The organism is Erwinia typographi (assembly GCF_000773975.1).
Taxonomy (GTDB): domain Bacteria; phylum Pseudomonadota; class Gammaproteobacteria; order Enterobacterales; family Enterobacteriaceae; genus Erwinia; species Erwinia typographi.
On sequence record NZ_JRUQ01000045.1, the window covers coordinates 122,059 to 136,992 of the forward strand.

A 14,934-nucleotide genomic window follows, 5' to 3' on the forward strand; every position below is an offset into this window, starting at 1 on the left:
CTTAAAACCTATAGCAGCCGTAACGCGACAGTGCCAGGATTTAAGCCTAAAATCAGTGGGATAGTTTTTGCGCAAACCCCGGGCAATCCCTTACCGGCACTGGTCTGGATTCAATGAAAATATTTTATCGATCTTTTGGTGACACTGTCACAACTGGTGGAGCCCGGCATTAGCACATTTCGGAAACTGCTCAGCGAAATCCAGGCCAGAATAGAAGGGAGTTAAGCAAGGAGTCCTATGTCTGAATCCGTTCACCACCAGATAACCCATCGCCACTGGATACTGGTTGCCGCCATGCTGGCGATGTTTATGGCCGCGATAGAAGTGACCATCGTCGCGACGGCCATGCCGACCATTATTGCCGAGCTTGGCGGTTTTTCGCAGTTTGGCTGGGTATTCTCCATCTATCTGCTGACGCAGGCGGTCAGCGTGCCGATCTACGGCCGTCTGGCCGACCTTTGGGGCAGAAAACGCGTCTTTTTTATCGGTACATCGCTGTTTTTAATCGGATCGGTGCTGTGCGGCTTTGCTTCCCAGATGGGCTGGCTAATCCTGTTCCGGGCGATGCAGGGGCTGGGGGCCGGAGCCATTATGCCGCTGACTTCCACCATTATCGCCGATGTCTATCCGCCCAGGGAGCGCGCCAGCATTCAGGGCTGGCTCTCCAGCGTCTGGGGCGTTGCGGCCATTATTGGCCCGCTAACCGGCGCCTGGATTGTGCAGCACTTCAGCTGGGCGCTGATCTTCTGGGTAAACGTGCCGATTGGCATTATCTCAATGCTGATGCTCGCCAGGTGGTTTCCTGAATCGCGCAGGGAGCAAACGCAGAGGCTCAATCTGACCGGCAGCGGCTGGCTGATGCTGACCGTCAGCGCGCTGCTGACCGCGCTGTTGCAGGCCGAAACGCTGGGGTACTGGGTTGTCGCGCTGTTCGCCGTCGCGCTGCTGGCAGGCTACGCCCTGATGCGTCATGAGGTCCGCGCCGATGAACCGCTGTTCCCGATGGCGATCTGGCGTAGCCGCACGCTGGTCGCCGGTAATGCCGGAAACCTGGTGATTGGCGCGGCGATGATGGGGATCAGCGCATTTCTGCCGACGTGGATTCAGGGCGTTAACGGCGGTACGCCTCTGCAAGCGGGCAGCGCGCTGGCGATGATGTCAATCGGCTGGCCGCTCGCCAGTATGCTAAGCGGCAGGCTGATGCAGCGCACCTCCTACCGTTTTACCGCTCAGCTTGGCTCCGTACTGCTGATTCTGGGCACGGCGATGCTGCTCACGCTGCACAGCAACAGTACGGCCTGGCAGGCGGGTATTTCTGCTTTTGTGATTGGCACCGGCATGGGGATGACCAGCACCACGTTCCTGATTGCGGTGCAAAATACGGCTGAGTTTCATATCCGTGGGATCTGCACCGCGTCAATTATGTTCAGCCGGATGCTTGGCTCCGCGTTGGGGACGGCGGTGATGGGGGCGGTGCTGAACTATAACCTGATGACCCGGCTGCCCGGCCATCGCGATCCGGTGCAGCAAATTATGTCGCAGCCGCAGCGTGACGCGCTGAGTCACGGCAGTTTACAGCAGATGGTCAGTGAAATTGCGCTGTCGCTGCACTGGGTGTTTGCCGTTTCGCTGGCGATTGCCGTGGCGAGTTTGCTGATTGCCAGACTTATCCCGGCGATCAGGCCGCATTAGGCGGGGAATAAGGGGTTAGAGAGTAATCAGGGGCAACGCGCTGTTGCCCCTGAGGATCAGGAGGAAGGGGCATCCTGAGAGGTTCCGGTGCTGGCTGGAACGGCATCGCTTTCCGCGCCGTTGCGCTTGTAAACGATTTTTTGCGTGTCATTTTCACAGTGGCCGACAACCTGGCCTCCGGCCTGGTCAGCCTGATCGTTAGGCACAATCTCCAGGGTAAAGCCGTCAGACGGCACGCCATTGTTAATGATTTTTTGGTTAATATCCGCTTTCACCGTTTCACACGAGGCTATCGCGGTCAGCGGAGCGGCAACAACCAGAACCGCTAACATCCAATTAATACGTTTCATTATCTCATCCCTTATTTTACTGGACCTTAGTACCTGCGCTAACTATAGCAGCTGTTGCCGATCAGGGCGCAACCGGGCGACCGGTACGGCGATCAAGACAGCGAAGGGTATTGGGTTCCCAGTAGGCGTTTACGTTCAGACTTTGATCGCAGGCATCGCGGGTATCCACGGCGCGATCGGCCTTATCGAAATCTTTCTCAACGCGGGTATTCACCTTATTGCGCAGACGGTGAGTGTCATCCCATTGCTCTTTTTCCTGCCGGGCCTGCTCATTGCTCAACGCGTTGTTACCATCCTGAATGATCAGGCGGTTGGTCTGCGCCTGAGCAACAGGCTGAAGGCTGAACAAGGCGCCCAAAAGCACCGCGGGCAGAGCGACCTTGCTCAGATGTTTTTGCCATTGTTTCATCGTCAATTCCTTGGTTTCTTTGTTGAACGCTAATCTTAGCGGTAAACGCATGTACAGTTTAGTATATCATCTGCCCGGAAAGGCTCACCAGTCTGCCTCACCTTCGTTTAGCTTTCAGAGAGTGAATGTATGCTGTTTTTCAAGACAACCTGTCTGTTTTTTATCACCGCGCTGGCGGAAATCATTGGCTGCTTTTTGCCGTGGCTGTGGCTGAAAAAGGGCGGATCGGTGCTGCTTTTGCTGCCCGCAGCCGCCAGCCTGGCGCTCTTCGTCTGGTTGTTGACCCTTCATCCGGCAGCCAGCGGCAGGGTTTATGCGGCCTATGGCGGGGTCTACGTGGTCACCGCGCTGATCTGGCTACGCCTGGTGGATGGCGTCAGGCTAAGCCATTATGACTGGCTTGGGGCGGCAATCGCGTTTTGCGGAATGCTGATTATTGTCGCCGGTTGGGGAAGGGCGTAAATCAATAGCAGGGAGCCTGGCGGCTCCCTCTCAGGCTGGCAGAGGCTCAGGCTTTGTGCACTTTCAATCCGGCCAGCGTCTGGCCTACCGGCATCATCTCCAGCGTGTTGATGTTGACGTGCTTCGGCAGCGTTGCCACCCAGAATACCGCTTCGGTAACATCTTCTGCCGTTAGCGGCTCCGCGCCGTCGTACACGCTGTCCGCTTTGGCATCGTCGCCCTTAAAACGCACGTTGGAAAACTCCGTGCCGCCCACCAGGCCTGGCTCAATGTCGGTCACCCGCAGCGCTGTGCCGTGTAAATCGGTACGCAGATTCAGGCTGAACTGGCGTACGAACGCTTTGGTTGCGCCGTAGACGTTGCCGCCCGCATAGGGCCAACTGCCGGCAATCGAGCCAATATTAATAATGTGGCCAACGTTTCTTTCCACCATTGCAGGCAGCACCGCGCGGGTCATGTAAACCAGCCCTTTGTTGTTGGTGTCGATCATCGCTTCCCAGTCATCGATATTCGCTTTGTGCGCCGGTTCAATTCCCAGCGCCAGGCCAGCATTGTTCACCAGCACATCAATATTGCGCCAGTCGTCAGGCAGGCTTGTCAGCGCTTCTTCAATGCCCGCGCGGTTGCGCACGTCCAGTTGCAGAGTGAAAAGGGCGTCACCCAACTCCTCTTTCAGCGCCTGCAGACGCTCCTGACGGCGGCCGATAGCAATAACTTTATGTCCCTGGGCAATGAAGCGGCGGGTAATGCTTTCGCCAAAGCCCGCGGTGGCGCCGGTAACAAATACGATCATCTCACTGTTCCTCAACATATTTTGGGTTTCCGTCACCATACCACTTCCCTCCGGAGCTGATAAGGACGAAAAGGTGATGATTTATCAACGCGCACGCGTTGCACGGGAGTGGTGCGCCTTCACGTTAATTTGCTTTCTTTTAGTGCGTCTGTTTCGCGCAATCCTTATTTAAGGAGGGCAAAGATGGAATTGTTTCTCAAGGCAACCGTTTGCTAGTACATGCAATCGGTTGCGCATTCGATTGCTGGCATAATAACGATAACAGGTGAATGGATTGATCATAAACGTATGATTTATATCGATAAATATTAGTATCTTTAACTGGCATAACAATTGCTATTTGTAATAAAGGTTTTCACCTGCAATAACAAATAGAGTGAGTAAAAAATTTACTCCCAAGGAATCGCTATGTCAGTGACTTATACTCAGGCTATTCGCGGAAGTTTTTTTGATATTACCGCCGTCGTGGAGACGCCGCTGCAACTCCCCGACTATGCCCGCTACATTGAAGACGGCCTGCTGCTACTGAACGGCGGCGACATCGTTTCCCTACAGAGTTGGGAAGCGGGGCGTCATCTGCTGGCCGATCGGTCCAGCGTGCTGGATTATCGCGGCAAGCTTATCGTTCCAGGGTTTGTCGATACCCATATCCATTATCCGCAGACAGAGATGATCGCCGCCTATGGCGAGCAGCTGCTCGAATGGCTACAGCAGTATACTTTCCCGGTGGAAAGCCAGTATCACTGTCCGCAACACTCGGCCAGAATGTCGGCCTTCTTCCTGCATCAGCTGTTAAGCAATGGCACCACAACGGCGCTGGTTTTTGGCACCGTGCATCCGGAGTCGGTTGATGCGCTATTCAGCGCCGCCGACCGCCTTGGTATGCGCCTGATTGCCGGCAAAGTGATGATGGATCGCAACGCGCCCGATTACCTGACGGAAACGCCGGAGCAGAGCTATCAGCAAACGCGCGAGCTGATTGAGCGCTGGCACAATCATGGCCGCCTGAGCTATGCGCTGACGCCACGCTTTGCCCCGACCTCTTCGCCTGAGCTGCTGGGCAAAGTTCAGCAGTTGAAAGAAGAGTACCCGGACACCTGGCTACATACCCACCTGAGCGAAAACCCGCAGGAAATTGAGTGGGTCAAATCGCTGTTCCCGGACCATAACGGCTATCTGGACGTTTACCACCAGTACCAGCTGACCGGCCGCCGCAGCGTTTTTGCCCATTGCATCCATCTTGACGAGGAAGAGTGGGACTGCCTGCACGCAACCGGTTCAGCAGTGGCGTTTTGCCCAACCTCGAACCTGTTTCTGGGCAGCGGCCTGTTCAACCTGAAAACCTGCTGGGAGAAAGGAGTAAAAATGGGGATGGGCACGGACGTGGGCGCAGGCACCACTTTCAGCATGCTGCAAACGCTGGGCGAAGCCTACAAGGTAGGGCAGCTACAGCGCTACAGGCTGGCGGCCTGTGAAGCGTTTTATCATGCCACGTTGGGCGGCGCGCGGGCGCTGGATTTGGACAGCCGTATCGGCAGTTTCACCGCGGGTAAAGAGGCCGATTTTGTGGTGCTAGATCCTGCCGTTTCTGCCCTCCAGCAAATGCGCTTTGCCAACAGCAAGGACATCTGGGAAAAGCTGTTTGTGCTGATGACGCTGGGTGACGATCGCAATATTGCGGCAACCTGGGTGAACGGGCAGTGCGTCTGGCAGGCGCGCAGCGAGGAGAAAGCCGCATGATTCAATTTCTACTTAATCAGACGCTGGTCAGCGAAGAGTCTCTGGACCCCAATCTGACCGTGCTGAACTATCTTCGTGAGAACAAGCGGCGCTGCGGCACGAAAGAAGGCTGCGCCTCCGGCGACTGCGGAGCCTGCACGGTGACGCTCGGCCGGGAAGAAAACGGTGAAATGGTTTATGAAACCGCCAACAGCTGCCTCACTTTCGTCAGCAGTCTTCAGGGCAAGCAGCTGATTACCGTGGAGGATTTAAAGCAGGGCGATAAGCTGCACCCGGTCCAGCAGGCGATGGTGGATTGCCACGCCTCGCAATGCGGCTTCTGCACGCCGGGGTTTGTGATGTCGCTGTTTACTCTGCAAAAAAACAGCAGCGGCTGGCAGCATAAGCAGGCCGAGCAGGCGCTGGCGGGAAATCTGTGTCGCTGTACCGGCTATCGTCCCATCGTCGATGCCGCTCGTCAGGCCTGTGAAAAACCGCAGCCAGACAGCTTTCAGCAGCAGGCTGCCGTCACCGCCAAACGCCTCAGCGCATTGAAAAATGACGCGCTACAGACTCTGACGCAAAACGGGAATATCTGCTTCGTGCCGAAAACCGTTGCCCAACTGGCCAGCCTGCTGCAGGACAACCCTCAGGCGAAGCTGCTGGCGGGCGGCACCGATCTGGCTTTACAGGTGACGCAGCAGTACAAAGCGCTGCCGGTGATGATTGCGCTGGAGCAGGTTGACGAGCTGAAGGTTTGTCAGATTAACCCGCACGAGATTGTGCTGGGCGCCGGTGCTTCTCTGCATCGCTGCTACCAGCTGCTGGTTAGCGAGATCCCGCAGTTTTCCGCGATGCTCGAGCGCTTTGCCTCGCTGCAAGTTCGCCATCAGGGCACGCTGGGCGGCAATATCGCCAACGGTTCGCCGATTGGCGACACGCCGCCGATGCTGCTGGCGCTGAATGCCTCGCTGGAACTTCAGCAGGGGGCACAGATCCGTCGCCTGCCGCTGAAGGATTTTTTCCTTTCGTACCGCAAAACAGCGCTCCGGCAGGGGGAGTTTATTCGCGCGATAGTGATCCCTAAAGTGACAGGGTCACAGGTGTTTCGCGCCTGGAAGGTTTCCAAGCGACTGGAAGATGACATTTCGGCCGTATTCGCCGCGTTCCTGCTGGAGACAGACGAAGCAGGCGTGGTGACCGAAGCGCGGCTGGCGTTCGGCGGCATGGCTGAAATTGCCCGGCGCGCCAGCTACAGCGAGCAGCAGCTGCTGGGGCAGCCGCTGACGCTGTCAACGCTGGAACAGGCCTGCGCCGCGCTGGAGCAGGACTTTAAACCGCTGAGTGATTTCCGAGCCAGCGCGGACTATCGCCTGCAGGTTGCTAAAAACCTTTTACGCCGTTTCTACGCTTCGCGCTCGGACGAACTGTCCCTGCTGGAGGTTTCACGCTATGTCTCATAATCGACCGGTAGTTGCCGAGGAAGTGATTGCCAGACAGTACCGTGAAGGGATTCAGAGCGGCGTCGGCAAAAGCAATAAGCATGAAAGCGCCGATAAACATGTCTCGGGCGAGGCGCTCTATATTGATGACAGGCTTGAGCTGCCGGGGATGCTGCATCTCTGCCCCAGGCTGAGCGAGCACGCGCACGCCCGCATCCTGCATATCGATGTGGAGCCTTGCTATGCCATACCGGGCGTGGTGCAGGTCCTGACCTGGCAGCAGGTTCCGGGTGAGCTGGATATTGGTCCGCTGGAGCCGGGCGATCCGCTGCTGGCGAAAGACCGGGTGGAGTATGCCGGACAGCTGGTGCTGGCGGTAGCCGCCGAAACACCGCGCGCCGCACGCCTTGCCGCTGAGGCCGCCATCATCGAGTATGAGCCTCTCACGCCGGTGCTGGAGGTGAAGGAGGCGCTGGAGAAGCAGCATTTTGTCCAGCAGCCGCACGTCCACCAGCGTGGCGATGCGCAGGCGGCGCTGGCACGAGCCGCACACCGCCTGCAAGGGGAATTCCATATTGGCGGCCAGGAGCACTTCTATCTGGAAACGCAGGTAGCGATGGTGATCCCCGGCGAAGATCGGACACTTCAGGTGTTCTCTTCCACGCAGAACCCGACGGAAGTGCAAAAGTTGGTGGCCTCGGTGATGGGCGTCACCATGAACAAAGTGACCATCGATATGCGCCGGATGGGCGGGGGCTTCGGCGGCAAAGAGACCCAGGCGGCTGGGGTCGCCTGCCTCTGCGCCGTGGCGGCCAGAATGACCAACCGGCCGGTAAAAATGCGCCTGGCGCGCCGCGACGATATGCGTATGACCGGCAAACGTCATCCGTTCTACGTGCGCTATGACATTGGCGTGGATGACGAAGGGCGCTTCTGCGGGGTAAAAATCGACCTGGCCGGAAACTGCGGCTACTCGCTGGATCTTTCCGGCTCGATCGTCGATCGGGCCATGTTTCACGCCGACAATGCCTATTATTTGGGCGATGCGCTGGTAACGGGCTATCGCTGCCGGACCAATACGGCTTCGAACACCGCCTACCGTGGCTTTGGCGGTCCGCAGGGCATGGTGGCGATTGAGCAGATCATGGATCACATCGCCCGCGAGCTGAAGCTGGACCCGCTGGAGGTGCGCAAGCGTAATTATTACGGCAAAGAGCAGCGCAATATCACCCATTATCATCAACAGGTTGAAGACAATCTGCTGGTCGAGATCACTGAGCAGCTGGAAACCAGCTCGTGCTATGCGGCGCGGCGCGAAGAAATCCGCGCGTTTAACGCCGCCAGCCCATTTCTGAAGCGCGGGCTGGCGCTGACGCCGGTCAAATTCGGCATCTCCTTTACCTCCAGCTTTCTGAACCAGGCCGGTGCGCTGCTGCTGATCTACACCGATGGCACCGTGCAGCTTAACCACGGCGGCACGGAGATGGGCCAGGGGCTGAATACCAAGGTGGCGCAAATCGTTGCCGAGGTGCTGCAAATCGATATTGACCAGATCCAGATTACCGCGACCGACACCGGCAAGGTGCCAAACACCTCGCCAACGGCGGCGTCCAGCGGCACCGATTTAAACGGTAAAGCCGCTCAGAATGCGGCAGAAACGCTGCGTAACCGCCTGACGGAGATGCTGTGTCAGCTGCACCAGTGCGCGGCTGAGGAGGTGAGCTTCAGCAACGGTATTGTCAGGGTAAAAGAGAAACATTTTACCTTCCCGGACGTGGCGCAGATGGCCTGGCTGAACCAGGTGCCGCTCTCCGCCACCGGCTACTACAAAGTTCCCGGCCTTCATTACGACCGTCAGGCCGGGCGCGGCACGCCGTTCTACTACTTCGCCTTTGGCGCCGCCTGCGCCGAAGTGATCATCGACACTCTGACCGGCGAATACCGCCTGCTTCGCGCCGATATTCTGCACGATGTCGGCGCCTCGCTTAATCCGGCCATTGATATTGGTCAGGTCGAGGGTGGGTTTGTGCAGGGCGTCGGCTGGCTGACCAGTGAAGAGCTGGTGTGGAACGATAAGGGGCGGCTGATGACCGACGGGCCAGCCAGCTATAAAATCCCGGCCATCGGCGATGTGCCCGCCGACCTGAGGGTAACGCTGGTTGAAAACCGCAAAAATCCGAAGGATACCGTTTTTCACTCTAAAGCCGTCGGCGAACCGCCGTTTATGCTGGGGATCGCCGCCTGGTGCGCCTTACAGGATGCCGTCGCCAGCGTCGGCAACTATCAGCTTCATCCGCTGCTTGACGCGCCCGCCACGCCGGAAAGGGTGTTCTGGGGGGCCAGCAAGCTTAAGGCGAAGGTGAGCGATGCGAACAGATGACTGGATTATGGTGCTGGCGCAGCTGCGCGAGCGGCGGGAACCCTGTGTCCTGCTAACTGTTGTGGATGAAAAAGGTTCAGTGCCGCGCGATCGCGGCTGCAAAATGGTGGTTAGCGCAGCGAAAACCTGGCTGACGATTGGCGGTGGGCATCTGGAGTTCAAGTGTATTGCCGCCGCCAGGGAGATGCTGGCGGAAAGGCAGCCCCTGCCGCGCAGCGAGCAGTTTAATCTCGGCGCGCGGCTTGGGCAGTGCTGCGGGGGGATCACTACGGTACTCTTCGAACCTTTATTACAGACCCAGCCGCAAATCGTGGTGTTTGGCGCCGGGCATGTGGGGCAGGCGCTGGTCAATCTGCTGTCAACGTTACCCTGTAACGTTTTTTGGGTGGATGAACGCCGCGAGCAGTTTGCCACCGTGCCGGAAGGCGTGACCGTCTGCTGTATGGAAGATCCGACGGAGCAGGTCGGCCTGATGCCGCCTGACAGTTACTTCGTGGTGATGACCCATCATCACCCGCGAGATTTTGAGCTGTGCGAAGCGATACTGCGGCGCGGCGACTACCGCTACTTTGGCGTGATCGGCTCGCAAACCAAACGCCAGCGCTTTGATTATCGCCTGGAAGGCAAAGGCTTCAGCCGCCAGCAGCTGGAAACCATGCGCTGTCCGATTGGCCTGCCGGACGTTACTGGAAAATTGCCGGCGGAGATCGCGGTTGCCGTAGCCGGGGAAATTATTGCGACTTATCAACGGACTGATGCTGATTGAGTTGGCTTGAACGGATTAACAGCCTATGCTGAAGGTCTACCCGCACCAGGAGATCAGCGATGCACGTCAATCCGTTCAGCCAGCCCAGCACGTTGCCCTATCAGGCGCCGCCTTTCGACCTGATCGCCGATGAAGATTACCGTCCGGCGCTCGAAGAAGCGATACGGCAAAAGCGCGAGGAAGTGCGGCAGATTGCCGACAACCCCGATGCGCCCAGTTTTGAAAACACCTATGAGGCGCTGGAGAAATGCGGCCTGATGCTCAGACGGGTGGAAAATGTCTTCAGCGCGATGACTTCGGCCAACACTAACGAGACGCTCCAGGCGCTGGACGAAGAGATGTCGCCACGGCTTGCGGCGCTGAATGACGAGATTCGCCTGAACGACAGGCTGTTCGATCGGCTGAATAGCGTTTATCAACAGCGCGCAACGCTGGGTCTGTCGGCCGAAGCGCTGCGGCTGGTTGAGGTAGTCTGGCAGGCTTTCCAGCTGGCCGGGGCCAGCCTGAACGACGAGCAGAAAACGGCCCTGAAAGCCCTGAATCAGCAGGCCGCCACGCTTAGCACCCAATTTACCAACCGCCTGCTCGCGGGCACCAAAGCCGGTGGTTTGAGCCTTAACGACGCGGGGCAACTGGCCGGGCTGAGTGCTGCCGAGCTGGCCGTCGCCGCTCAGGCGGCGGCAGAGCGGGGGCTGCCGGGTCAATGGCTAATCGCGCTGCAAAACACCACGCAGCAGCCTGTTTTGCAGGACCTCAGTAGCAGGGAAACGCGTGAGGCCTTGTTCGGACAGGCGTGGTCACGAACCGAGAAAAATGATGCAAACGACACCCGCCAGCTGATCATCCAGCTGGCGAGCGTGCGGGCGCAGCAGGCAAAGCTGCTGGGGTTCAGCAGTTTTGCCGACTGGAAGTTGCAGGATCAAATGGCTAAAGAACCGCAGGCCGCGCTGGCGTTTATGCGGGCGATCGTGCCTGCCGCCACGGCGCGAGCGGGCCGCGAAGCGTCGGATATCCAGGCACTGGTCGACCAGCAGCAGGGGGGCTTTAGCCTGGCCCCGTGGGACTGGCTTTATTATGCGGAACAGGTGCGGCGTGCAAAATACGATCTTGATGAAAGTCAGATCAAACCTTATTTCGAAGTGACCAGCGTGTTGGAAAACGGCGTGTTTTACGCAGCCACTCAGCTGTATGGCATTACCTTTGCCCGCCGTGAAGACCTGCCTGTCTGGCATCCTGAGGTCAAGGTATATGAGATCATTGACAGCAACGGCCTGCCGATGGCGCTGTTCTACACCGACTTTTTCAAGCGCGACAGCAAAGGCGGCGGCGCGTGGATGAGTAATTTTGTCGACCAGTCTAAGCTGCTGGGCACGCAGCCGGTGATTTATAACGTCTGTAACTACGCTAAACCGGCATCAGGCCAGCCCGCGCTGATTTCGTGGGACGACGTGATCACGATGTTCCATGAATTTGGCCATACGCTGCACGGCCTGTTTGCCGTACAGTGCTACCCAAGCCTGTCCGGGACCAACACCCCAAGGGATTTTGTTGAGTTTCCTTCGCAGATTAATGAACACTGGGCCAGCAATGAGCAGGTGTTTATGAATTTTGCCCGCCACTATCAGAGTGGCGAACCAATGCCGCAGGCGCTGAGAGACAAAATTGTTAAAGCCAGCCGTTTTAACAAAGGCTATGACATGTCCGAACTGCTGGCCGCCGCGCTGCTGGATCTTCACTGGCACAGCCTGGCGGCCGACGCTGGCCCGCAAGATGTGGCGGAGTTTGAAAAAGCGGCGTTGCAGGCGGACAGCATCGATCTTCCGCAGGTTCCCCCTCGCTATCGCTCCAGCTATTTCCAGCACATTTGGGGAAATAGCTATGCGGCGGGCTATTACGCCTACATCTGGACGCAAATGCTGGCGGATGATGGTTTCGAATGGTTTAACGAACAGGGCGGATTATCCCGCGAAAACGGGCAGATCTTCCGTGACAAAATTCTGTCGCGCGGCAACAGCGAGGATCTGAAGCAGCTGTATGCCGACTGGCGGGGCCACGATCCGGTGATTGAGCCGATGCTGATTAACCGGGGGTTGAAAGAGGCATGACAATTTCTCTTCCCCGTCGCAGACTGCTGATCGCTTCGGCGCTGGTGCCGCTGGCGGCCAGCCTCAGCCCGCTGGTCGCCTGGGCCGATAAGCCTGCGCTGCGCCAGCAGCTGGCCAGCCTTGAAAAACAGGTTAATGGCCGGATTGGTATGGCGTTGCTGGATACCGACAGCGGCCGCACGCTGAGCTATCGCGGCCAGGAGCGCTTTGCGATGTGCAGCACGTTTAAGCTGCTGGCCGCTTCGGCTATTTTGCACCGAAGCCAGCAGCAGCCCGGTCTGCTGCAAAAGCGTCTGCGCTGGCAGGCGGCAGATGCGGTACCCTACATGCCCATTACCGAAAAGCATCTGCACGATGGGATGACCCTTGCCGGGCTGTGCGCCGCCGCGCTGCAGTACAGTGATAATCTTGCCGCCAATCTGCTGCTAAAAGAGTTGGGAGGGCCCTCGGCGATAACCCGCTTTACCCGCCTGCTTGGTGACACTGTCACCAGGCTTGATCGCCATGAGCCGGAGCTGAACACCGCCATTCCCGGCGATCCGCGAGATACCACCACGCCGCTAAATATGATCGGCAATCTCCATCAGCTGGCTCTGGGTAAAGGGCTTAAAGACAGGGAGCAGCAGCAGTTGGTTCGCTGGCTGAAGGGCAACACGACCGGTAAAAAGGCTATCCTTGCGGGACTGCCTGCGGGATGGGTTGTCGGGGATAAAACCGGCAGCGGCGGCTACGGCACCACTAACGACGTCGGCGTGCTCTGGTCACCTGAGGGGAAGACGCTGGTGATGGCGGTCTATTTTACTCAGCACGATAAAAACGCCTCTTCTCGGCAGGATGTGCTGGCGCAGGTAGCCAGCTTGACGCTGGCGGCGCTGGGTTAACGTTCCGCCTGGGAAATGATTTAAAAAAACGCTCAGAAGAAAAGGGATTTCAGCGAAAAAAGAATAAGCAGACAGCCGCCGCCAGTATTGACATATTTTTTCAGCCTGGCAGGATTTAATTTTCTTGCAGAGAAAACCACCGCCTTGCTAACGATCAGCAGCCAGACGGTCATAACAAGGATGTGGATTGATGCCAGAGCAAGGTAGCTGGTGATGTTGCTGTGAGGGCCGACGAACTGCGTGACCACGGTTAAATAAAACAGCATGGCTTTTGGGTTCAATACGTTAGCCATCCATGCGTCCGTTAATGACGTGGTGGTTCCACCGGCGCTCAGTTGCATATCCGCTGATTTTATCCCGCTGCGCAGCAACTGGAACCCCAGCCATAACAGGTACGCTGTACCGATATACTTCAGTAAGCTAAATACCGCCTGAGACGCGACTAAGATAGTCGTTATTCCCAGCCCAATAAGAAATGCATGGGTATAGATACCGAGTGCTGTTCCAGTCAACGTCTTAACTAAGCCTCTGCGTCCTCCTGATAAAGCATTATTCATCGCAAGTGTGAAACTTGCGCCAGGGGAGAGGGCAATGGGCAGCAACGCGGGTATAAAGCCAACAATGTTAATATCCATACTGATGAATATTAATCATTTTTCTTTATTTATCCAGCTGAATGGGGCTGACATGGGGCGGCAATGGCCGCCCCGTCGAATCAGGCCAGTGGGCCACCCTGAATGGTGTCGCACATGCCGTGAATAATGCGCTCGCCGGTTTCGCTTTTCAGATCTTCATACCACTGCTGCGTGATGTTCTTCTCTTTGCCGTGGGTTATGTCGCAGCGCTTGCGGGCCTTCAGCACCAGATCCCTCACCCGATCGGCGCGTTTGGCCTGATAGCGCAGCAGCGCGTCCTCAATGCCTAATGAATTGGTTTGCAGGATCGTTGCCAGCACCACCGCATCTTCCATCGCCGCGCAGCCACCCTGGCCGATATCCGGGGTTGTGCTGTGCGCCGCGTCGCCCAGCAGCGCGACGCGGCCTTTGACCAGCTCCGGGAACGGATCGATGTCGTGAATTTCCACCCGGTTGGTGGTTTCCGGGTTTATCTGCCCAATCAGTTTCTGCACCGGCGCGGCCCAGCCCTGGAAGTAGCGGGTCAAATCGTCGCGTATGGTGCTGCGATCTTCCGCAAGGCCCGCAGGAAGCGGCACATCAAAGAAGAAGTAGAAGCGATGGTTAGCCACCGGCATCAGCGAGACGCGCTTGCCTTCGCCGACAAAGGTGGTCCACTGCCGTGACGGCGCAATGCTTTCATCAATCTCAACCAGCCCGTTCCAGTTAACGTAACCGGCGTAGCGGCGTTCAACGCTACGGCCAAGGACGTATTTACGCACTACGGAGTGAGTGCCGTCGCAGGCGATCAGCAGGTCGCCATGCGCTTCGCTGCCATCTTCAAAATAGGCGGTGACGCCGCTGTCATCCTGCTCTACGCGGGCCACGCGCTTGCCAAACTGCACCTTTTCCCGGCCGTAGGTGTCCAGCAGCATCGCCTGTAATTCGGCACGGGCCACCGGATAAGGGCGCTCGCCGGAGTCCGCAACCAGCGGTTCGAGGCTGAACTGGGTAAGGGTATTTCCCGCCTGAAAGTCTTTATAAGCCATTGACTGCATCGGTCCGCCGAGCCGGCGAAGTGGCTCTTTCATGCCGAGGAAGTTCAGGCACTTTACGCCGTTTGGCCAGATGGAAATGGCTGCGCCAACCGGTTTGATCTCTTTGACCGCCTCAAAAACCTCGGTTTCAATTCCGAACCGCTTCAGGCCAATCGCCGTGCACATGCCGCCGATACCGGCACCAATTACAATCGCTTTCATCTGTCTCTCCTTTGCGTCATAAGTTCTATTAAGCAATTTCTATACCAATTTCTTATGATTCG

13 protein-coding genes are annotated in these 14,934 nt (G+C 57.5%); 8 read left to right on the forward strand and 5 right to left on the reverse strand.

What is annotated here, in order from left to right; all coding sequences use genetic code 11:
- Window positions 1–237: 237 nt before the first annotated feature.
- Entirely contained in the window at window positions 238–1,692 is a 1,455-nt protein-coding gene (locus tag NG99_RS16610) for an MDR family MFS transporter (protein ID WP_034895329.1), read from the forward strand.
- A gap of 56 nt (window positions 1,693–1,748) precedes the next feature.
- Here the strand turns inward: NG99_RS16610 and NG99_RS16615 are convergent, their stop codons facing one another.
- Entirely contained in the window at window positions 1,749–2,042 is a 294-nt protein-coding gene (locus NG99_RS16615) for a DUF1161 domain-containing protein (RefSeq protein WP_034895331.1), read from the reverse strand.
- Window positions 2,043–2,103: 61 nt separating this feature from the next.
- A complete protein-coding gene (locus NG99_RS16620) occupies window positions 2,104–2,451 on the reverse strand; it encodes a DUF1283 family protein (protein ID WP_052130748.1) in 348 nt (115 codons plus the stop codon).
- Between the two features lie 129 nt (window positions 2,452–2,580).
- Here NG99_RS16620 and NG99_RS16625 point away from each other — a divergent pair, with 129 nt between their 5' ends.
- On the forward strand, window positions 2,581–2,913 hold the full coding sequence (locus NG99_RS16625) for a YnfA family protein (RefSeq protein ID WP_034895333.1): 333 nt from the start codon (window positions 2,581–2,583) through the stop codon (window positions 2,911–2,913).
- A 46-nt stretch (window positions 2,914–2,959) separates the two neighbouring features.
- On the opposite strand, the gene ydfG is transcribed toward NG99_RS16625, so the two are convergent.
- The gene (ydfG, locus tag NG99_RS16630; RefSeq protein WP_034895335.1) at window positions 2,960–3,706 is read right to left on the reverse strand and encodes a bifunctional NADP-dependent 3-hydroxy acid dehydrogenase/3-hydroxypropionate dehydrogenase YdfG; all 747 of its coding nucleotides are present in this window, start codon (window positions 3,704–3,706) and stop codon (window positions 2,960–2,962) included.
- Window positions 3,707–4,114: 408 nt separating this feature from the next.
- On the opposite strand from ydfG, the gene guaD reads away from it, so the two are divergent.
- From guaD to bla, 6 genes are read left to right on the forward strand one after another with little or no spacing between them, the layout of a single operon-like run.
- The gene (gene guaD / locus NG99_RS16635) at window positions 4,115–5,446 is read left to right on the forward strand and encodes a guanine deaminase (protein WP_034895337.1); all 1,332 of its coding nucleotides are present in this window, start codon (window positions 4,115–4,117) and stop codon (window positions 5,444–5,446) included.
- Window positions 5,443–6,888 (forward strand): xanthine dehydrogenase small subunit, encoded by a 1,446-nt coding sequence (gene xdhA, locus NG99_RS16640; RefSeq protein WP_034895342.1) that lies wholly within the window; start codon window positions 5,443–5,445, stop codon window positions 6,886–6,888. Before guaD ends, xdhA begins: the two co-directional genes overlap by 4 nt.
- Window positions 6,878–9,247, forward strand: coding sequence for a xanthine dehydrogenase molybdopterin binding subunit (gene xdhB / locus NG99_RS16645; protein ID WP_034895344.1), 2,370 nt, complete (start codon window positions 6,878–6,880; stop codon window positions 9,245–9,247). The genes xdhA and xdhB overlap by 11 nt, the downstream gene beginning before the upstream one ends.
- Window positions 9,234–10,013 carry a xanthine dehydrogenase accessory protein XdhC gene (xdhC, locus tag NG99_RS16650; RefSeq protein WP_034895346.1) on the forward strand — a complete coding sequence of 260 codons (780 nt, stop codon included), beginning with the start codon at window positions 9,234–9,236 and terminating at the stop codon, window positions 10,011–10,013. The genes xdhB and xdhC overlap by 14 nt, the downstream gene beginning before the upstream one ends.
- Before the next feature lie 59 nt (window positions 10,014–10,072).
- Window positions 10,073–12,118 (forward strand): peptidyl-dipeptidase Dcp, encoded by a 2,046-nt coding sequence (gene dcp, locus NG99_RS16655; protein WP_034895348.1) that lies wholly within the window; start codon window positions 10,073–10,075, stop codon window positions 12,116–12,118.
- Window positions 12,115–12,999, forward strand: coding sequence for a class A beta-lactamase (bla, locus tag NG99_RS16660; RefSeq protein WP_034895351.1), 885 nt, complete (start codon window positions 12,115–12,117; stop codon window positions 12,997–12,999). Before dcp ends, bla begins: the two co-directional genes overlap by 4 nt.
- A 32-nt stretch (window positions 13,000–13,031) precedes the next feature.
- Here bla and NG99_RS16665 read toward each other — a convergent pair whose 3' ends face one another.
- Window positions 13,032–13,634 carry a LysE family translocator gene (locus NG99_RS16665; protein WP_034895353.1) on the reverse strand — a complete coding sequence of 201 codons (603 nt, stop codon included), beginning with the start codon at window positions 13,632–13,634 and terminating at the stop codon, window positions 13,032–13,034.
- A gap of 80 nt (window positions 13,635–13,714) precedes the next feature.
- Complete coding sequence (hpxO, locus tag NG99_RS16670; protein WP_034895355.1) at window positions 13,715–14,872, reverse strand: FAD-dependent urate hydroxylase HpxO; 1,158 nt, start codon at window positions 14,870–14,872, stop codon at window positions 13,715–13,717.
- Window positions 14,873–14,934: the final 62 nt, after the last annotated feature.

Coding starts and splice junctions, on each gene's coding strand:
- NG99_RS16610 (WP_034895329.1), top strand. CDS start 238: ATGTCTGAATCCGTTCACCACCAGATAACCCATCGCCACTGGATACTG.
- NG99_RS16615 (WP_034895331.1), bottom strand. CDS start 2,042: ATGAAACGTATTAATTGGATGTTAGCGGTTCTGGTTGTTGCCGCTCCG.
- NG99_RS16620 (WP_052130748.1), bottom strand. CDS start 2,451: ATGAAACAATGGCAAAAACATCTGAGCAAGGTCGCTCTGCCCGCGGTG.
- NG99_RS16625 (WP_034895333.1), top strand. CDS start 2,581: ATGCTGTTTTTCAAGACAACCTGTCTGTTTTTTATCACCGCGCTGGCG.
- ydfG (WP_034895335.1), bottom strand. CDS start 3,706: ATGATCGTATTTGTTACCGGCGCCACCGCGGGCTTTGGCGAAAGCATT.
- guaD (WP_034895337.1), top strand. CDS start 4,115: ATGTCAGTGACTTATACTCAGGCTATTCGCGGAAGTTTTTTTGATATT.
- xdhA (WP_034895342.1), top strand. CDS start 5,443: ATGATTCAATTTCTACTTAATCAGACGCTGGTCAGCGAAGAGTCTCTG.
- xdhB (WP_034895344.1), top strand. CDS start 6,878: ATGTCTCATAATCGACCGGTAGTTGCCGAGGAAGTGATTGCCAGACAG.
- xdhC (WP_034895346.1), top strand. CDS start 9,234: ATGCGAACAGATGACTGGATTATGGTGCTGGCGCAGCTGCGCGAGCGG.
- dcp (WP_034895348.1), top strand. CDS start 10,073: ATGCACGTCAATCCGTTCAGCCAGCCCAGCACGTTGCCCTATCAGGCG.
- bla (WP_034895351.1), top strand. CDS start 12,115: ATGACAATTTCTCTTCCCCGTCGCAGACTGCTGATCGCTTCGGCGCTG.
- NG99_RS16665 (WP_034895353.1), bottom strand. CDS start 13,634: ATGGATATTAACATTGTTGGCTTTATACCCGCGTTGCTGCCCATTGCC.
- hpxO (WP_034895355.1), bottom strand. CDS start 14,872: ATGAAAGCGATTGTAATTGGTGCCGGTATCGGCGGCATGTGCACGGCG.